At 66.0% G+C, this 19209-nt stretch carries 13 protein-coding genes; 1 reads left to right on the top strand and 12 read right to left on the bottom strand.

What is annotated here, in order from left to right:
* The first annotated feature begins 75 nt into the window (after positions 1-75).
* Positions 76-2841, top strand: a complete 2766-nt coding sequence (locus tag CVN68_RS02665) for a TonB-dependent receptor (RefSeq protein WP_100284175.1) — start codon at positions 76-78, stop codon at positions 2839-2841.
* A 44-nt stretch (positions 2842-2885) separates the two neighbouring features.
* On the opposite strand, the gene CVN68_RS02660 is transcribed toward CVN68_RS02665, so the two are convergent.
* The 12 genes from CVN68_RS02660 to CVN68_RS02610 all read right to left on the bottom strand — a co-directional run bounded on the left by CVN68_RS02660 (position 2886) and on the right by CVN68_RS02610 (position 19099).
* Positions 2886-3671, bottom strand: coding sequence for a hypothetical protein (locus CVN68_RS02660; protein ID WP_100280832.1), 786 nt, complete (start codon positions 3669-3671; stop codon positions 2886-2888).
* Between the two features lie 64 nt (positions 3672-3735).
* Positions 3736-4854, bottom strand: a complete 1119-nt coding sequence (locus tag CVN68_RS02655) for a glycoside hydrolase family 43 protein (RefSeq protein WP_233503540.1) — start codon at positions 4852-4854, stop codon at positions 3736-3738.
* A 20-nt stretch (positions 4855-4874) separates the two neighbouring features.
* Complete coding sequence (locus CVN68_RS02650) at positions 4875-7799, bottom strand: TonB-dependent receptor (protein ID WP_199560193.1); 2925 nt, start codon at positions 7797-7799, stop codon at positions 4875-4877.
* Positions 7800-7994: 195 nt separating this feature from the next.
* The gene (locus CVN68_RS02645; RefSeq protein WP_100280830.1) at positions 7995-9269 is read right to left on the bottom strand and encodes an MFS transporter; all 1275 of its coding nucleotides are present in this window, start codon (positions 9267-9269) and stop codon (positions 7995-7997) included.
* A 1-nt stretch (position 9270) separates the two neighbouring features.
* Positions 9271-9714, bottom strand: a complete 444-nt coding sequence (locus tag CVN68_RS02640; protein ID WP_100280829.1) for a MarR family winged helix-turn-helix transcriptional regulator — start codon at positions 9712-9714, stop codon at positions 9271-9273.
* A 41-nt stretch (positions 9715-9755) separates the two neighbouring features.
* Positions 9756-11414: an FAD-binding dehydrogenase gene (locus CVN68_RS02635; RefSeq protein WP_100280828.1), complete on the bottom strand. Its 1659-nt coding sequence runs from the start codon at positions 11412-11414 to the stop codon at positions 9756-9758.
* The gene (locus tag CVN68_RS24140) at positions 11414-12217 is read right to left on the bottom strand and encodes an AMP-binding protein (protein WP_267893731.1); all 804 of its coding nucleotides are present in this window, start codon (positions 12215-12217) and stop codon (positions 11414-11416) included. Before CVN68_RS24140 ends, CVN68_RS02635 begins: the two co-directional genes overlap by 1 nt.
* Before the next feature lie 26 nt (positions 12218-12243).
* Positions 12244-13137, bottom strand: coding sequence for an AMP-binding protein (locus CVN68_RS24135; protein WP_199560191.1), 894 nt, complete (start codon positions 13135-13137; stop codon positions 12244-12246).
* Complete coding sequence (locus tag CVN68_RS02625; RefSeq protein ID WP_100280827.1) at positions 13134-14420, bottom strand: acetyl-CoA C-acetyltransferase; 1287 nt, start codon at positions 14418-14420, stop codon at positions 13134-13136. The genes CVN68_RS24135 and CVN68_RS02625 overlap by 4 nt, the downstream gene beginning before the upstream one ends.
* Positions 14404-15306 (bottom strand): MaoC family dehydratase, encoded by a 903-nt coding sequence (locus tag CVN68_RS02620; protein ID WP_233503684.1) that lies wholly within the window; start codon positions 15304-15306, stop codon positions 14404-14406. The genes CVN68_RS02625 and CVN68_RS02620 overlap by 17 nt, the downstream gene beginning before the upstream one ends.
* Before the next feature lie 5 nt (positions 15307-15311).
* Complete coding sequence (locus CVN68_RS02615) at positions 15312-16607, bottom strand: 3-oxoacyl-ACP reductase (protein ID WP_100280826.1); 1296 nt, start codon at positions 16605-16607, stop codon at positions 15312-15314.
* Positions 16604-19099: an acyl-CoA dehydrogenase gene (locus CVN68_RS02610; protein WP_100280825.1), complete on the bottom strand. Its 2496-nt coding sequence runs from the start codon at positions 19097-19099 to the stop codon at positions 16604-16606. Before CVN68_RS02610 ends, CVN68_RS02615 begins: the two co-directional genes overlap by 4 nt.
* Between the last annotated feature and the right edge of the window lie 110 nt (positions 19100-19209).

Genomic DNA, 19209 nt, shown 5'->3' with positions numbered 1-19209 from the left:
CCGCCGGCGTATCCTCGGCGCTAGAGTTCGACATCCAGGCGGCGCATCCGCTCCGCGCTTGTGAAGGAATATGTGATGCGTTTGCGACAGACGATTCTGCTGTCATCGGCCCTGACCTGCTTCGCCGCCGGCGCGCAGGCGCAAGAGGCCCCCGCTACGCCGCCGAGCGAAGCCGCAACCCAATCGGGCACCGATGCTGCCGGCGAGGAGATCGTCGTCACCGGCTATGCCAGCAGCCTTCGCCAGGCGATCGAAGTGAAGCGCAATGCAAACGCAGTGGTGGACGTGATCTCGTCGGAGGACATCGGCAAGTTCCCCGATCGCAACGTGGCGGAATCGCTGTCGCATATTCCCGGCGTCTCGATCGATCGCCGCTTCGGCGAGGGTGAGAAGGTAGCGATCCTCGGCACCGATCCGGCGCTCAACCGCATGCTGCTCGACGGCCACGGCCTCGCCTCGGCCGATTGGGGCGGCAACGACAATGATCCCAGCAGCCGCACCTTCAATTATTCGCTGCTCGCCCCCGAGCTGGTCGACCGGCTCGAAGTCTACAAGTCGCCAGAGGCGCGGATCGAGGAAGGCAGCCTCGGCGGCACCGTGATCGTCCGCACGCGCCGACCGCTGGAGCTGAAGGCCAATTCGATCTTCGCGTCGGGCGGCTATGCTTACAATGACCGAGCGGAGAAGGGGAACATCCGCGCCTCCGGTCTTTACAGCTGGAAGAACGAAGCGGAGACGTTCGGCGCCCAGATCGCGGCCACGTACGACAAGCAGAATCTCGTGCGCTCGGGAGTCGAGTTCTTCGGCTATGACAATGCCAACGGTTCCGGCAGCCCGTTCATGACGACGAACGGCGCGGGTCAGCGCGTGCTCAAGAACCCGAACGCCGTGATCACCGGCGGCACCCTCGCCGACCTCGACAAGGCGGCGTCGCCCTTCGGCATCAACTATGCCTATTTCCAACAGCAGCGCGAACGCGTCAGCGTCGCCGGCACCGTCCAGCTACGCCCGTCGAGCGACCTTACGCTGACACTCAACGGCACGCACATCGAAGGCAATTACAACAATTACAGCCAGTCGATGTACACGATCCCCGGCGCCTGGACGGGCGACGTGTTGCAATCGGCGACCATCTCGAACGGCGTGGTGACCGATGCCAGTTTCGGCGCCGCCACCGGCCAGAGCGCGCAGCTCGACACGCTCGTCCGTCACACCAAGCTCAAAACCGACAATCTCAACTTCTTCGCGGACTGGGAAGGCGATGACGGCGCCAAGCTGTCCTTTGCCGGCGGCTGGAGCAAGGCGACTGGCGGGCGGAACCCCGAATATCTGTTCAACGTCCAGACCCGGTTGCCGTTCAGCTATTCGATCAGCCCGACCTCGGCCAACGTCAATTTCGTCGGTGATCTGACCAATCCGGCGAACTATTTCACCAATCCGAACAACAACCCCGCGACGATCGAGGGCAGCCCGGTGCTGATCAACGGGACGCCGCTGGTCGCCGCGCAGATCGGCGGGCTCGATTACAGCGTCACCACCGACAGCGACATCTATGCCGGTTTCGACGCGACCGTGCCGGTCGGCGGCCTCTTTACCGAGATCCTCATCGGCAGCCGTTTCAACCACCATGTCAACCGCGTCGATGCGCGCGGGGTGAACACCTATCTCCAGCAGTCGCTGCTCGGCTCGCAGCTGGGTGTCGACACGTCGGTGACTCCCGAGGGCATCTTCAGCGGCACCGGTGGCAGTGGCAGTGCGACTCAATATCTGAACCTGTCGCAGCAATCGGTGGTCGACATCCTCGCTGATGCGATCAATTCGCCGCTCGTCGACAAGGTCGGCGCCTCCACCCGGGTGAAGGAGACAGTCGCGGCGAGCTATGTCCAGCTCAACTTCGAGCACGGCGGACTGCGCGGCAATATCGGCGGACGACTGGTCTATACCAAGGATGTGTCGCAATATGCGTTGACGCTGCCGACACCGGCGGATCCCAATCCGCGCCCGGTACCGACCAGTACCGCGACCGATTATCTGAAGTTCCTGCCGGCGTTCAACGTCGCCTATGAGGTCAACCCCAAGCTGATCTTCCGCGGCGCGGTGGCCAAGGTGATCTCCCGGCCGCGCTATCAGGATCTGGCGGCCTCGATCACCCAGAACGACGTCACTTATGACGCGGGCGGCGGCAATCCCAATCTGAAGCCGTATGAATCGACCAATTACGAAGTCACTGCGGAATATTATCCGGCGCCCGGCGCGCTGCTTTCGCTCGAGCTCTATCGCCGCGAGATTTCCAACTACATCGTCAACACGCGCCAGGAAGGCGTGACGCTGTTCAACTCGCTGACCGGGCAGCTAGAAAACCGGTACAGCGTGTCGCAGCCGGTCAATGGCGGCAAGGCGAAGGTCAACGGGGTGCTCGTCCATGGCCAGGCGGAGATCTGGGGCGGGTTCGGCATCCAGGCGAATTATGCCTATCAGGACAGCAGCACCTCGACGACGCTGAATACCACCGAGAAGCTCAACCTTCCCTATCTCTCGAAGCACACCGTCAACATCATTCCCTATTTCGAGAGCGGACCGTTCCAGGCGCGTCTGAGCTACAATTACCGGTCCTCTTATTTCCGGACGATCGGGCGGCTGGGCTCGCAGGAAATGGTCGCACCCTATCATCAGCTCGATGCCTCGGCGGCGTTCAAGCTGACCGACAACGTCACCGTCTCGGTTCAGGCGCAGAACCTGCTCGACGAGACCTATCTGCAATATAGTGGCACGCCCGATCGGCCCTCGGCCTTCTACAAGAACGGCCGTACCTTCGTGGGCAGCGTGTCCTTCCGCATGTAGTGCGCGTCGCATCCGGGCTCTCTGCGGGCCCGGATGCAACGACCTCACGGCACGGTATACGCCGAACAATCCGGCAGTTGCGATTCTGGTTGATAGGCGCCCGCGGCGACATCGAAGCGAAACTTCCGGGAGAAGCTGCACTCGGGATCGCGTTCCTGCACGAGATCGGATTTCCTCAGCCGGGATTTCGCGGTCGAATCCTCGAGCCGCGAAACGCCGCGCGGAAAGGCGTGCGCCGTGGTGACGTAGGAGAAAATCGGCAGGCCAGCCGCGGCCTCACGCGCAAGCCCGAGGCTGGCCGAGAAGCTGTATTCGTCATGGCAGGCGCCGCGGCGTTTCTTCATGTCGTTTTCGCCGAAACACGCGCGGATCAACAGCGACGCGCCGATGGGCACAATCAACACCGGCTTCGCGGCCGCTTGCCCATCGGCGGAGACGCGGAACAGCCGCAACTCGGTGGCACTGCCTCCCCCTCCGGAATAGGCAGTGCTGGTCCGCGTTTCGACGCCCGCCAGAAAGCCCCCATTCTTCAGAAGGATCAGGCCCGGCCAAAGCGAATGCGTCTCATTCGAATAGGCTTCCTCCGCAGGCGGTGTCGGCGTGGGCGCGGCGGCATTGCCGGGGCGAACCGCCGGCAGGACCTGCCCGTCCTCCTTCTGCGCCTCGATCAGAGAGAGGCACCATCGTGCATCCGCGGTGCAATATTGGCCGGAAGAGCCACTATGCGAAACGAGCGGCACGATCCGGTCGCCCGCAAGATTCTCTGTCGCGGTCACGCCTGGCGTGGCCCGCTGGATCAACATCATGGCGAGGAAGAAGCTCAGGGACATGTGCGCTCCGGGAAACCTTGGATCGCCCCCGTACCATCCGATAGCGGCAGGGTCCGCAAGCTATCTATCGCTTCTCGAACCAGGCCTGAAGGCGCCGCATTTCCGCGGGCGTGATCGATACCACGGCACCGTGTTTGGCTTGCGAGAAGTTCGTCGCCTTCATCGGCGACCCGGGCTCGTTGAAGCGGCCGAGATTGGTGAAGTGCACGAAATCGCGCGTCTCGGAAAAGCCCATATTGTTGACCGGCTTCGCGCCGTAAACGTCGTACATCAGCACCCAGGTGTCGGTGCCGTGCCGCCGCCACAGGGTCGGCGCTTCGGTCGCGACGGTCTCCGGGTCGATCTTCGCGGGATTGAACGCATAGCCGCGATTTATCTTGCGCGAGATCGCCTGGCGCAGATTCCCCGGCTTGTCGTGCGCCACGTAGAAGAGGTGATATTTGTCGCCGACTTTGGTGATGTCGCCGTCGATCGTGGCCTTGCCCGGAATCGGGTAGCGGAACAGGTCCCGCGGCGGAGCAGTGAGCGTAGTGAACCCGGCATCGGCATAGGAATAGACCATATGGTCGGTCTCCTTGCCGTTGCGGGTCGAATAGGAGACCATCATCTTGCGCTTTTCGGGGTCGTAGATGGTCTGCGGCGCCCAGGCCGAGCCGATCTGCGCTGTCGACGGAAACAGTCGATCGACCCTGACGCTGCTGTGCGTCCAATGCACCAGGTCCCACGACTTCATGAAGATGAGCGCGCGGTTGTTCCCCCAGCCGTGGATATCGCCGTCGCGCTGCCATTCGGTGCTGCGCAGCCCTTCGCGCTTCGCAAAGATGTGGAGATCGGTCATCGCGAGATAGAAGGCGCCGTCGGGTCCGCGTGCGATGTGCGGATCACGCACGCCTTTTTGCTCGGCGATATCGCGGCCGCGCAGTACCGGCTCGCCGCTATTGACGTCGGTGAAGCTGTAGCCATCCGCCGAGACGGCGAAGTGAAGCGAGTGGGTCTCGTCCTTGAAATAAGCTAGCAGATAGGCCGAGCGCTCCTTTTCCGCCGGCGGCCGGCCGGGCTGCGCCACGATGCGCTGGACGATCTCGAGTTGCTTCGCGGCGGGCGCACTCTGCGCGGTCGCGGGCGCCCCGGACAGCAGCAGGACGAGCGCAGAGGCGCTCGCAGCGAGCAGACACTTCATCATGACGCCTCCCTCGACGGAACTCAGAACCGGAACTGCGCGCCGAGATAGAATTGCGCGCCGGTGTGACTGTAGACGAACGTGCTGTCGCGATCCGAGTCGATATATTGGCGATAGCGCCGGTCGAACAGGTTCAGCCCCTCGAAGCTCAGCTTGATCTTGTCGGTGAGCTGATACGACACCGACAGATCGAAGATGAGCGACTTGTCGACGCCTTCCAGGTCCTGGAGTGGATTGTTGGCCGGCAGCGCGATGATGTACGGCCCACGATACGAGCCCGAGATACGCGCACTCAGCTTGCTGTCCTCATAATAGAGCGTGCCATTGAACGCGTCGCGCGAAAGCCCCAGCAGATCGCGCTCGGTGGTGTTGCTCGAGCTCGCCGCGAGGAAATAGGTGATCGTCGATTTCACGTGGGTGTAGTTCGCCAGCACGCCGAAATTCCTGAGGAAGCCGGGCAGGAAAGTGAAGGCGTGCTGATAGTTGATCTCGAAGCCTTCGAGCGGGCCGCCCGGCGTATTCCGCGCCTGGTTGACCGTGAACACCGAGACATTGGGATCAAGGCCGCTGTTGGTGCCGAGCAGGCTCGCCGGCAGCCCGGTCTGGTTGAAGGTCATCTGCAGCGCCTGGTTCTGGATATAGGACTGGATGTCTTTGCGGAAATACGCCGCAGAGAGCAGCGAATTGGGCGCGAAATACCATTCGATCGCCGCATCGTAGGTGGTAGCGCGGATCGGCTCGAGTAACGGATTGCCGCTGTTGACGCTGGGCGTGCCGCTGATCACGACGTTCGCGCCGGGGCTGAGGAAACCGAGCTCGGGTCGCGTCATGACCTTGGCGACCGCGCCGCGGATCAGCAGCCTGGGCGTGAGATCGGCCACCAGATTGAGCGACGGCAACCAGTCTTCATAGGCGTGGTGTACGGTCACGAACTGCGAGATCGACGCGGCATAACCGGTCGAATCGAGCGAAGTGCGGGCATAGCGCATGCCGACATTGCCACGGATCGGAGCACCGGCGGCCGACAGGTCGAAATCCACCTGACCGAAGGCCGAGACGACGTCCTCGCGCACCCTGCGCGTGCCGCCGAGATTCTGGATGAGCGCGAAGTCGCCGGTGTAATTGTCCAGCCCGTAACGCTTGGCAAAATCCTGATAGTTGATCGCGACCCATGAGCTTGGGAACACGCCTTCGCGCATGCCCTCGCCGAAGCCCTCAACCAGATGCGTCATGCCGGCGAGGTCGGACGGGCTCACAGTCGGTACAAGGAAATTGTTGGCGCGCTGATACGGCAGGATGCTGAAATCGAACCGGTCGACATGCACTCCGCCCTTCAGCGCGAACCCCTCGGTCGCCTTCCACGCGAAGTTGCCCTCGATCATCTTGTTGACGTTGTCGATGAAGGAAGGCGCTGCGCGGATCTCGGCGCTGCCGGGTGCCAGCGTGTACTGGTTGGGGTCAGTGACATCGAAACCGAAGCCGATCGTCGGCTGGTTACGGTCTTCGCGGAAATCGATGGTTTGCCGCGTGTTGTTGCGGCCGAACAGGAAGGTGGTCTGCTGGGTCTGGTCGTAATTGGTGCTCGCCTTGCCGGCGAGAAAGTTCAGCTTGAGCCGATCGGTGACGTCGAACTTGCCGTAGAGCGAATATTGGGTGAAGCGGCTGCGGAAGCGATCATATTGGGTGTCCGACCGCACATCGACGCCGTCGAACACGCCATAGTCGATGTCGTAGACCGTCTGGCCGAAATTGGCGCCCTGGGTGTGGCTGGTACCCGCTTCGCGGAGAATGGCTTCGCGGATCGCCGTCTGCGGCTTGCCGAAATTCGGTGAAGCGATCGCCCGGGCGAACGAAAAGCCCTCGAGCCAATTCTCCTCGCGGAACACTTTATAATCGGAATAAAGCAGGTCGCCGCCGATCTCGATGCCGGGTGCGGGTTCCCACTGCACCGATCCGGTGACGCCGAGACGCTTCTGATCGTGATGGAATCGGCCATAACGCGGCAGCCGCGGCAGAAAGACCGTGGAGCGGTTCACCAGCGCGTAATTGGTGTCGGTCGGGCCGGGACGCGGCACGCCGGTTGCGCAATCGGTGGCCGTCGTGCCCTGCCCCGGGTTGAGTGCGGGTGAAACCGGCGCCGTGCCCACGGGCGAGCAGAATCCGCCATCCACCGTGGCAGGATTCCAGCCGCCCGAGCCGAACTGGTCCTCGTAATAATCGCGACGGCTATAGGCGGCGGAGGCGAGTATACCGATCCGGCCGATGCCGGTCTCCCAGGTGTTGGAGATCAGACCGCTGAATTTTGGATCGATGTTTTTGGCGAGCGTGTTGTATCCCGCCTGTGCGCCGAGCGCCAAGGTGAAGTCCTTGTAATCGAACGGCCGGGCGACGTTCAGATCCACCGTCGCACCCAGCGAGCCCTCGATCGTCTCGGCGTCGGCCGTCTTGCGGACGACCAGATTGTTGAACAGCTCGGACGCGAAGACGTTGAAGTCGAACCCGCGCCCGGTGTTGGTGCCGCGATCGGACGTCGTCGCGCCGGAAATCGCCTGCGCCTCCATTCCGTTGATGCGGACGCGCGTGAAGCTTCCCGAAAGGCCGCGGACGGTGATCGCGCGCCCTTCCCCGCCGACGCGGTTGATCGAGACGCCGGGAACGCGCTGGAGCGATTCGGCCAGATTGTTGTCGGGGAAGTCGGCGATGTCTTCGGCCTTGATCACGTCGATCGCCGAAGTTTCCGCGCGCTTGGCGTTGAGCGCGCTGCCCAGGCTCGCGCGAAAGCCGGTGACAACGATCTCGTTCTCCTGCGCTGGTTCTTCCGTCGCGGGTGCCTCGGCGGGTGGCTCTGGCTGTGCGGTTTGCGCCAACGCGGTGCCGGCCGCGAGCAACACCGCCAATGGAGAAGCGCCGCACACCAACGCCGCACGCGCAATCCTGAACCCAGCCATCCTCGTCTCCCTCTTTATCATTCGGGACCGCAATCGGCCTTCCGAATCTCATTTTTCGCAATGACGTTCCATCATATGATTAAATGAAAAGTCTGATCAATGCGATTTTCGGTGGATGGTGACGAAATGCGACAAAATGCGCGGACCATAGTCCACGCATTCAGGCCTGCCCGAGGGTGGCGACGCGTTGTGAGCCTAGACCAGCGCCGATTGCGGCGTGCGGATGCGTGCGGCGAGGATCGCGACTGCCGCAACCAATCCAAACGCTCCCGCGATCAGAAAGGCCGGCGTGTAGGTCCCCGCCCAGGCTCTGATCGCACCCGCGCCGAACGCCGCAGTGGCTGCGCCGAGCTGATGCCCCACCATGATCCAGCCGAACACGATCGGCGCATCGCGCTCGCCGAAGTTCACATTGGCGAGCTTGACCGTGGGCGGTACGGTCGCGATCCAGTCCAGCCCGTAAAACATCGCGAACACGAGCAGGCTGGACGCGCTGAAGTCGAGGAAAGGCAGCGCCAGCAGCGAGAGTCCGCGCAGCCCGTAATAGACGAACAGCAGCTTGCGGGGATCGTAGCGGTCGGTCAGCCAGCCGGAAGCAGTGGTGCCGATCAGATCGAACAGCCCCATGAGCGAGAGCAGGCCCGCCGCCTGTACCGGGGCGATGCCATGATCGCCGCAAAAGGCGATCAGATGGGTGCCGATCAGCCCGTTGGTGGTCAGCCCGCAGACGAAGAAAGTGCCGAAGAGCAGCCAGAACATCGGCGAGCGGCTGGCGCGGAACAATGCAGTGAACGCCAGCGCCGGCGTCGCGGCCTGTTTGAGCGGCGGCGGCGCGACTTCTCCGGTTTCGCCGAACCGGCGCACGCCAAGATCCTGCGGCCGCTCGGGCACGAACCACAAAACGAGCGGGATCACGCAAGCGCTCGCGATCGCCACGGCAAGCGCCACGGGGCGCCACGCGCCGCCTTCGGCCAGCCATGCCAGCAACGGCAGGAAGACGAGCGCACCGGTCGCGGTGCTCGCAGTCAACATGCCCATCACCAGCCCCTGCCGCGTCGCGAACCAGCGATTGACCACGGCCGCGCCGAGAACCGACGCGACGGCGCCGCTGCCGACGCCCGAGAACACACCCCAGCTCAACACATATTGCCACGGCTCGGACATCCACAGGCTGGCGAAGGTCGACACCGACATCAGGACGAGCCCGGCGAGCATCGTCCGCTTGATCCCGATCGACAGCATCAAAGCGGCTGCAAAGGGTCCGACCAAGCCGTAGAGCAGGATGCCGATCGCCGCTGCGGCCGAAATCGTCGCCCGGTCCCAGCCGAAATGCATCTCGAGCGGCAGCATCATCACGCCCGGTGCCGAGCGCAACCCAGCCGAGACGAGCAGGGCGATGAAGGTGACCGCGGCGACGATGCTGGCATAGCCCCGCGCGCGCAGTGGCATCCGGGCAAGGATCGCAGTCATGTCAATGACTCTCCTGCCGGGCGAGGCTCGTGATCGTGCGAAGCGCGGACTCTAGTGCCGCCCGTTGCGCTTCGCCCATCGTGCCGGTGATCTGCGTCTGGACGCGCTGCCAGCTATCTTCGGCACCCTCCATCGCTGCACGCCCCGCTGCCGTCAGCGAAGCCAGCCGTGATTTGCCGGGTCCAGGAGCAATGCCAACCCAACCCTTTGCTTCAAGCGGCGCCAGCGCGCGATACAGCGAGGTCCGGTCCATCGCGAGTTGCTCGGCGAGCCGGCTGAGCGCGAGCGGCTCGCCGCGCCCGACATGCCGCAGGATGGCGAACTGCGCTGTGCTCATCCCGCAATCCGCAAGCGCCTCGTCATAAACGCGCGATACGGCGCGCGCGGCCTTGCGCAATGCCGTGCAGACGCAGGGACTCTTGACCGAATCATGATGCATATACATGATGTATCTGCATCACGTCGATCAGATCAAGTCGAGACTATTCAGCTCTGGACCATCGCCCTCCCCGCGGCGCGCCCGCTGAACAGGCAGCCACCGAGGAAGGTCCCCTCGAGCGAGCGATAGCCGTGCATCCCGCCGCCGCCGAACCCCGCCGCCTCGCCCACGGCGAACAGCCCCGCAATCGGTTCGCCATCGGCACCGAGCACGCGCGCATCGAGATCTGTCTCGAGCCCGCCCAGCGTTTTCCGCGTCAGAATGTTGAGCCGCACCGCGATCAGCGGCCCGTTGGCGGGATCGAGGATCGGCCGCGGCGGCGCGGTGCGCATCAGCCGCTCGGCAAGGCCAAATCGGGCGTTGCGGATCCCCATCAGCTGGAAGTCCTTCGAAAAGCGATTGCCGAGTTCGCGATCGCGCATCACGATCGAATCCTCGATCTTCCGCGGATCGAGCGACGTCCCCTCCCCGACCCGGTTCATGCCGGCGACCAACGTGGCGATATCGTTCGCGACGACAAAGTCCTCGCCATGCGTCTTGAACGCCTCGACGGGCTCCGGCGCGCGGCTCCGGCTGGTCACGCGGCGCAATGTCCGGCGCAGGCTGCGGCTGGTCAGATCGGGGTTCTGCTCGGAACCCGACAGCGCGAATTCCTTGCGGATGATCGACTGGTTGAGCACGAACCAGCTGTATGGATTGCCGCCTTCGAGCAGGTAGCGCAGCGTTCCCAGCGTGTCATAGCCCGGCAGGAACGGCGGCGGCAGCCGATCGCCGCGCGAGTCGAACCACATCGACGAGGGGCCGGGCAGGATGCGGATGCCGTGATCCTTCCAGATCGGCCGCCAGTTCCGCAGCCCCTCGACATAATGCCACATCCGATCCGGATGGATCAGTTGCGCCCCCGCCGCCTGCGCGATGCCGATCATCCGCCCGTCGACATGCGCCGGCACACCGCGCACCATGAAGGCCGGCGGCGTGCCCATCCGCGCGGGCCAATTGCGCCGGACCAAGTCGAGGTCGCCGCCGATCCCGCCCGAGGCGACGATCACCGAACGCGCGCTCAGCCGGAAATCGCCGACCGCGTCGCGCGAACTCGCAGCGCCACGCTGGACATCATCGGCAGCAAGCCGGGTGCCCGAAATGCCGGTGACCCGGCCGCCTTCCGTCTCCAGCGCATCGACCCGGTGCCGCCACAGGAAACGCAGCTTGCCATCGCGCTCCGCCGCACGCGCCAGCTCGGCAAAGGGTTTGACGACGCCCGGCCCCGCCCCCCAGGCGATGTGGAAGCGCGGCACCGAATTGCCATGCCCCTCGGCGCGCCCGTCGCCGCGTTCGGCCCAGCCGACCACCGGCACGAAGGATATCCCGAGCCCGCGCAGCCAGGCGCGCTTCTCGACCGCCGCGAAGCGCACATAGGCCTCGGCCCAGCGCAGCGGCCATTTGTCCTCGGGCCGATCGAACCCCGCGGTACCCAGCCAGTCCTGCCACGCGAGGTCATGGCTGTCGCGGATGCCCAGCCGGCGCTGCTCGGGCGAATCGACGAGGAACAGCCCGCCGAGCGACCAGAAAGCCTGTCCGCCAAGGCTCTGCTCGGGCTCCTGCTCGACCACGACCACCGAGGCGCCGCGCGCCACCGCCTCGCTCGCCGCGACCAGCCCCGCAAGCCCGGCGCCCACCACGATCACATCGGTCTCGCGCGGGGCCATCAGCGCAGCTCCCGCCGCAGGATCTTGCCGACATTGCTCTTGGGCAGCGGCGTGTCGCGAAGCTCGACGATCGAGGGCACCTTATACCCGGTCAGCTGCGCCCGGCAGTGCGCGCGCACCGCTTCGCTCGAAAGCCCCGCCCCGCGCGGATACACGACTGCCTTGATCCGCTCGCCTTTCACCGGATCGGGAATGCCGATCACCGCCACCTCGGCCACGTCCGGGTGGGTGGCGATCACTGCCTCCACCTCGGCGGGATAGACGTTGAAGCCCGAGACGAGGATCATGTCCTTGATCCGATCGATCAGCCGCACTTCGCCATCCTCCCCCATCACCCCGACATCGCCCGTGGCGAACCAACCGTCGTCGGACAATGCCACAGCGCTCTCCTCGGGATGCCCCCAATAGCCCTGCATCACTTGCGGCCCGCGCACGCACAGCTCGCCAGGCTCGTCCAGCCCCGCCCAGCTGCCGTCGGCGCGGCGCATCCGCACTTGGGTCGAGGGCACCGGCAGGCCGACGGTGCCGGTATAGCCCATCACCCCCGACGCCGAGAAATCGACAGGGCGGATGCACACCACCGGCGCGCATTCGGTGAGGCCATAGCCCTCGACCAGCGGCTTGCCGGTGACCGCTTCCCACCGCGCCGCGACTTCGGCATGCGTCGCCATGCCCCCGGCGATAGTGAGCCGCAGCGCCGAGAAATCGCGAGTACGGAAATCGGGATCGTCGAGCAGGCTGGCGAACAAGGTGTTCACCCCGGCCATCCCGGTGAATCGCTCCTTCTTGAGGATCCAGCTCACCCGCTTCGTATCCCGCGGATTAGCGATCAGGATGTTGCGTCCGCCCACCCCATGAACATCAGCAGGTTCGCGGTCAGCGAGAAGATATGGTAGAGCGGCAGCAGTGTGACGTTGGTCAGCACCTCATCGTCATGGATCTGGCTGAGCACCCAGGCGCGGCCCTGCAGCACATTGGCGACGACGTTGCGATGCGTGAGCATCGCGCCCTTGGCCACGCCCGAAGTCCCCCCGGTATATTGCAGGAAGGCGAGGTCGCCCTGCGCGACCTCGGGGCGGCAGAACGTCAGCCGGCGCGCGCGGCGCATCACCTGCTTCCACCGGTGCATGCCGCCTTTCGGCCACGGCGCCGGCTTCTGCCCGGCGAAGCGCAGCATGAGCCCGATCGCCGGCCCCTTGAGCGTGCCGAGCATGTCGCCCATCGACGCCACCACGACTTGGCGCACCGCGGTCTGTTCGCGGACCGACGCGAAGGTCGCGGCGAACATGTCCATCACCACCAGCACCACCGCGCCGCTGTCGCGCAATTGGTGCGCCAGCTCGGGCGCGGTGTAGAGCGGGTTGACGTTGACCACCACCGCGCCGGCGAACAACGTGCCGAACAACGCCGCCGGATACTGCAGGCAATTGGGCATCATCAGCGCGACGCGGTCGCCCTTTTGTACGCCCATGCTCTGCAGCCATGCCGCGAAGGCCTTGGCGTCGTCCAGCATCGCGCCATAGGTCCGCCCGCTGCCGAGGCTGACGAACCCGACGCGTTCAGCATAGCGCAGCGCGTCGCGTTCGAAGAGGTCGGCCATCGTCCCCGCCGAATCGAGCTCGGCGTCGATGGTTGCGGGAACGCCGGGACGGTAGAAGCGCGTCCAGAAGCGCTCGGCCCAAAGCCGATCCGCGTCGTCCTGCGGGACCGGCACGGAACTCATTTCTCGACCACCGCGACCACGCCCTGCCCTCCCGCCGCACAGATCGAGATCAGCCCGCGCCCGCCGCCGTTTTTGTCGATCATCTGCGCCAGATTGGCGAGAATCCGCCCGCCGGTCGCCGCGAACGGATGGCCCGCCGCAAGCGAACTGCCGTTGACGTTGAGCTTCACGCGATCGATCGACCCCGGCGGCGTATCGCGGCCCAGCCGCTCGCGCGCGAATTCCGGGTCCTCCCATGCCGCCAGCGTGCACAATACCTGCGCTGCGAACGCCTCGTGCAGCTCGTAAAAATCGAAATCCTGGAGCCTGATGCCGAGCTTGTCGAGCATCCGCGGCACGGCATAAGCCGGCGCCATCAACAGCCCTTCGGCACCGCTCACGAAATCGACCGCCGCGGCTTCGCCCGCGCGCAGATAGGCGAGGATCGGCAGGCCCCGCGCCTGCGCCCATTCCTCGCTAGCGAGGAGCACCACCGCCGCACCGTCGGTCAGCGGGGTCGAATTGCCCGCGGTGAGCGTGCCTTGCTCGCGATCGAACACCGGCTTGAGCCTGGCGAGCTTGTCGATGCTGCTGTCGGAGCGGAGATTGTTGTCGCGCGCCAGCCCGCGCCAAGGCACGATCAGATTGTCGAAGTCGCCGCGATCATAGGCGGCCGCCATATTATGGTGGCTGCGCACCGCCAGCGCGTCCTGATCGGCGCGCGAAATCCCCCAGCGTTTGGCCATCAGCTCGCAATGCTCGCCCATCGACAGCCCGGTGCGCGGCTCGGCGTTGCGTGGCAGTTCGGGTTTGAACAGCATTCCCGGCCGGACCTTGACCAGTGCCTTGAGCCGCGCGCCCGTGGTTTTGGCGCGATTGGCGGCGAGCAGCGCCTGGCGGAAGCCTTCATTGACCGCGATCGGCGGGTCCGACGTAGTGTCGGCGCCGCCGGCGATGCCCACGTCGATCTGACCGAGCGCGATCTTGTTGGCGACGAGAATCGCCGCCTCGAGCCCGGTGCCGCATGCTTGCTGGAGGTCATAAGCCGGCGTCTCGGGCGAGAGGCTGGTCGAGAGCACCGCCTCGCGGGTCAGGTTGATGTCGCGCGCCTGCTTGAGCACGGCGCCTGCGGCGACTTCGCCCAGCCGCGCCCCGGCAAGCCCGAACCGGTCGACCAGCGCCTGCAGCGCGGCGGTGAGCATGTCCTGGTTCGAGGCCTGGGCATAAGCGGTGTTCGAGCGCGCGAAGGGGATCCGGCTGCCGCCGAGGATCGCGACCCGGCGCGGTTCACTGATGCTGAGCATGTACTTCCTTTTCGAAGACGAGATCGCGGCCGAGCCGGCCGACCAGATGGAGCCGTTTCCCGGCGCCGTCGCGCACCGCAAAGGCAGTGCCGCCGTCCAAGCGATCGGCGAAATGAGTCACGTGCCCGGGCAGCAGTATCGGCGCCCGGAACGCGACGTCGATCATGATCTGCTCGTTCGGCGCTGCGGGGAGCACCCGCGCCAGCGCCCGCGCTTTGGTCCACATCCCATGCGCGATCGGTCGCTTGAAGCCGAACAGCCGCGCGCCGAGCCACGACATGTGGATCGGGTTACGGTCGCCCGAGAGATGCGCGTAACGCGGCGCCACTGCGCGCGCGATCGCCTCGGTCCCCGCCTGAGTCGTCGCTGCATCCTCGTCGGACAAGGCCGCGACCAGGCTGCCGAGCGCAGAGGGCGTACCGCGCCGCAGATACACGCTCTCGCTCCGCCACACCGTCGTGCCGCCGCGCTGCGCTTCGGCGCGGATCGTGAATGCCTGACCACGCGGGTGCGACTGGAACCCGCCGAATTCCGCCGAGACGGTCAACCGGTCACCGATGTTCAGCCGGCCCTGCTGGACGATGCGATTGGCGATATGGACCGTTCCCGCCAGCGGATACGGAAAATCGCGTCGCATCATCAGCGCGAGATGGAGCGGGAATGCGAGCAGATGCGGCCAGGTTGGGGGCATGCCCTGCGCTTCGTCGAACCCGCACAGGGCGCGATACTCGGCCAGCGGCGCGGCTTCTATCGCCAGATCGGGACGAACCAGCCGCACGTCCGGCAACACCGGATGCTTCGACGCCGATTTCGCTAGCGTCGCAAGGCCCGCCAGCAGCACCGCACCCGGCGAGGATGGACGCTCGACGATCAGCGTTTCGCCCACCGCGCTCAAGCCCCCAACAGGCTCTGGCCGCAGACGCGGACGATCTCGCCCGAGATGCCCGCGCTGCCCGGATCGGCGAGCCAGCCGATCGTCTCGGCGACGTCCTCGGGCTGGCCGCCCTGCCCCATCGAGTTCATCCGCCGCCCCGCCTGGCGGATCGTGAACGGCACCGCGGCGGTCATCTGCGTCTCGATGAACCCCGGCGCGACGGCGTTGGCGGTGATCCCCGCGGGCGCCACTTCGCGTGCGAGCCGCTGGATCCAGCCGATCACCCCGGCCTTCGAAAAGGCATAATTGGTCTGGCCGACATTGCCCGCGATCCCGCTCAGCGAAGAGACCGCGACGATCCGCCCGCCGCCGCGTATCTGCCCGGCATCAAGCAAAGCGGCGGTGACGCGCATCGGCGCGGCGAGGTTCACTTCCATCACCGCATTCCAGCGGTCCGCGTCCATCCGCGCGATCGTCTTGTCGCGGGTGATCCCGGCATTGTGGACGATCACGTCATATCCGCCCCTCGCCCGCGCATCCTCGACGATCCGTCCCGGCGCGTCGGGCGCGGTGATGTCGAGCGCGAGCGCGCTGCCGCCGAGCCGGACCGCCTGTTCGGCGAGCGCCTCCTGCGCCCCGGGCATATCGAGCCCCACGACATGCGCGCCGGCCCGCGCGAAGCTCTCGGCGATCGCCGCGCCGATCCCGCGCGAGGCGCCGGTGACGAGCACAGTCCTTTTTTGACCGGTCGGCCCCACCGCCGCCACGCCGACACGGATCGCCTGCCCCGAGGCATAGGCCGAGCGCCCCGAAAGCAGGAAACCGAGCGTGCTTCCCAGCGCCGGCTCGCCTTCGACCGGCACATAGACCAGTTGCGCCGCGATCGCCCTTCGCGCCTCCTTGGCGAGCGAGCGCAGGAAGCCCTCGAGCCCGCGCCAGATCGCCGCCGCCTCTTCATTCGGCGCCTGAGCAGGATCGTGCGCGAGCAGCACGATACGGCCATTGGGCCGCACCCCGCGCAGGCTGTCGTGGAAGATGCGGTATAGTTCGCCGGTCCCCGCGACCGTCGCACAGCCGGTGGCATCGACGATCAGCGCATCGGCGCCCGCCTCTACGGCGCGCGCCACGCCGAGCCGTTCGAGCTCGCGCGTCAGCAGCCCGCCCAGCCGACCGCCCCCGGCATCGGCGACCAGCGCCGATCTGGCCAGGCGCACCGGATCGCGATCGATCGGCACCGGCTGCGGCAGCCCGAGTGCGCCGGTCAGCCAATGCCCGACCCCGGAATTGGCGAAGTCGAGATAACGATCGCTCATTCCGCCGCCTCCGCCAGCGCGCCCGGCTTGCTGGAGTCGAGCTGGCGCAGGCCTTCGGCGAGCCCGAAATCAGAGGGGAAATCATCGACCTGGATCGCGATATCGGCATGCTCGGCGAAGCGGGTGATCGCCTCGCGCTCGCCGCCATCGATCAATCCCTGTGCCTGAACCTCGGCCGCCCACGTGCCGAGCGCGCGGAAATTCTGCGGCAACCGCGCAATCCTGCCGGCGCGGATCGCGGGACGCAGCCGCGCTTCGATCGCCGCGACCGCGGGGTAAAGCTCGAACGCGACGTGCGTGGCGGCGATCGAATCGACTTCCATCCGCGGCGTCCATGAGCCGGCGAGCAGCCGATCGCGCGCCGGCCCGTGCGACTGGACGAGCTGCGCCACTGCGGCGGCGGCGCGGTCGTCGGGTGCCGAGAACCGTCCGCCGAACGGCCGCACCAGCAGCCGCAGCGCGATCGCCGCGAACCGGCTCGGATGGTTGGCGATCACTTCGCGCAAGGCGGTATCGGCCCGCGCCAGCGCGTCGCGCGCGGCCCAGTGGACGAAGGGCAGGTCCACCGCCGGGCGACCTTCGTCCTCGAAGCGCTTGAGCACCGCCGAGAGGATGAACAGCTGCGACAAGATGTCGCCCAGCCGTCCGGTCACCGTCTCGCGCCGCTTGAGCGTGCCGCCCAGCGTCGCCATCGACACATCACTCGCCAGCGCCAGCGCCGTCGAGAGCCGGGTCGCCCGGCGATAATAAAGCGCCAGCTCGGGCGCCGCGCCGGAGGGTGTCGGGATCAGCACGCCCGCCGGCGTCGCGAACGCCAGCGCCCGTGCCGCATTGCGCAACAGGAACGCGAAATAGCCGAACAGCGCCCGGTCGAACCGCGCGAGACCTGCCCCGCCTGGCTCTTCCGCCGAACGCAGCAGCGTCAGAATATAGGGGTGGCAGCGGATCGCGCCCTGCCCGAAGATGATCAGCGTGCGCGTCATGATGTTCGCGCCCTCGACGGTGATCGCGATCGGGATCTGCTGATAGGCGCGCGCGAGGAAATTGCCCGGCCCCATGCAGATGCCCTTGCCGCCGATCAGGTCCATCCCGTCATTGACGATCAGCCGGGCGCGCTCGGTGACGTGGTATTTGGCGATCGCCGAGACGACCGAGGGCTTCTCGCCCTGATCGAGCGCGCTCGCCGCGAGCCGCCGCGTCGCGTCGATCGCGTAGAGGTGCCCCGCCATCCGCGCGAGCGGCTCCTGCACGCCTTCGAACATCCCGATCGGCACGTTGAACTGGCGCCGGATCGCGGCATAGGCGCTCACTCCGCCCACCGCGAGCTTGGCCATGCCGACATTGGACGAAGGCAGCGAGATCGCCCGCCCCGCGGCGAGGCATTCCATCAGCATCCGCCAGCCGCCGCCGACCTGCGCGCGCCCGCCGATTACCATGTCGATCGGCACGAATACGTCTTCGCCCGAGGTCGGGCCGTTCTGGAATACCGCATTGAGCGGCCAGTGCCGCCGCCCGATCTGCACCCCCGGATGATCGTGCGGGATCAGCGCGCAGGTGATCCCGAGATCCGTCTCGCCGCCGAGCAGTCCGTCGGGATCGCGCACCCGGAAGGCGAGCCCGAGCACCGTCGCGATCGGCGCCAGCGTGATGTAGCGCTTGTTCCACGTCACCCGGAAGCCGAGCGTCTCGCGCCCCTGCCACATCCCCCGGCAGACGATCCCGGTATCGGTAATCGACGCGGCGTCCGAACCCGCATAGGGGCTGGTCAACGCGAAGCACGGAATCTCCGTGCCGCGCGCGAGCCGCGGCAGATAATGGTCCTTCTGCGCGTCGGTGCCATAATGGAGCAGCAATTCGGCCGGCCCGAGCGAATTGGGCACCATTACCGACACCGCCGCCGCCGAGCAGCGCGTCGACAATTTCTGGATCACCTGGCTATGCGCATAGGCGGAGAAGCCGAGCCCGCCATAGGCCTTCGGGATGATCATCCCCAGAAAGCCCTTGTCGCGCGCATAGGCCCAAGCGGCGGGCGGCATGTCCTGCCACACCGCGGTGCTCTCCCAGTCGTTGGCGAGATCGCAGAGCTTCTCGGTCTCGACGTCGAGGAAGCGCTGCTCCTCGCCGGTCAGCGACGGCGCGGGAGTGGCGAGCAGCCGGCGCCAATCGGGCTTGCCCGCGAACAATTCGGCGTCCCACCACACGGTGCCGGCATCGATCGCCGCCTGCTCGGTCGGGCTCATCCGTGGCATGATCTTACGGAACACGTTGCGTAGCGGCGCGGTGAGCAGCACGCGCCGCACCGGATGCAGCGCCAGCACCAGCAAAGGCACCAGCACGACCGACAGCATCGCGGCAACCTGCCAGCCGATCAGGCCCAAGGCATAGCCGGCGCCGATCCACGCCGCGAACAGCATCAGATGCAGCCAGGCATGTGCCTGCCACAGGACGAGCGCGAAGCCCGCAACGATCAATGCGCCAATCCAGAATGCCATGGCCAGTCTCCAGCCGCCGGTGATATTGACATCAATGTCAATATTGCTTGGCCGGCGTCAAGGTACAAAATCGCCGCGACGTCGGGAGTATACCCGATGCGCGGCGCCTG

This window comes from Sphingomonas psychrotolerans (genome assembly GCF_002796605.1).
GTDB lineage: Bacteria > Pseudomonadota > Alphaproteobacteria > Sphingomonadales > Sphingomonadaceae > Sphingomonas > Sphingomonas psychrotolerans.
This window is presented reverse-complemented; position numbering and strand designations above follow the sequence as displayed.

Coding starts and splice junctions, on each gene's coding strand:
- CVN68_RS02650 (WP_199560193.1), bottom strand. CDS start 7,799: ATGGCTGGGTTCAGGATTGCGCGTGCGGCGTTGGTGTGCGGCGCTTCT.
- CVN68_RS02610 (WP_100280825.1), bottom strand. CDS start 19,099: ATGGCATTCTGGATTGGCGCATTGATCGTTGCGGGCTTCGCGCTCGTC.
- CVN68_RS02665 (WP_100284175.1), top strand. CDS start 76: ATGCGTTTGCGACAGACGATTCTGCTGTCATCGGCCCTGACCTGCTTC.
- CVN68_RS24135 (WP_199560191.1), bottom strand. CDS start 13,137: ATGAGTTCCGTGCCGGTCCCGCAGGACGACGCGGATCGGCTTTGGGCC.
- CVN68_RS02635 (WP_100280828.1), bottom strand. CDS start 11,414: ATGGCCCCGCGCGAGACCGATGTGATCGTGGTGGGCGCCGGGCTTGCG.
- CVN68_RS02640 (WP_100280829.1), bottom strand. CDS start 9,714: ATGTATATGCATCATGATTCGGTCAAGAGTCCCTGCGTCTGCACGGCA.
- CVN68_RS02660 (WP_100280832.1), bottom strand. CDS start 3,671: ATGTCCCTGAGCTTCTTCCTCGCCATGATGTTGATCCAGCGGGCCACG.
- CVN68_RS02615 (WP_100280826.1), bottom strand. CDS start 16,607: ATGAGCGATCGTTATCTCGACTTCGCCAATTCCGGGGTCGGGCATTGG.
- CVN68_RS02645 (WP_100280830.1), bottom strand. CDS start 9,269: ATGACTGCGATCCTTGCCCGGATGCCACTGCGCGCGCGGGGCTATGCC.
- CVN68_RS02625 (WP_100280827.1), bottom strand. CDS start 14,420: ATGCTCAGCATCAGTGAACCGCGCCGGGTCGCGATCCTCGGCGGCAGC.
- CVN68_RS02655 (WP_233503540.1), bottom strand. CDS start 4,854: ATGATGAAGTGTCTGCTCGCTGCGAGCGCCTCTGCGCTCGTCCTGCTG.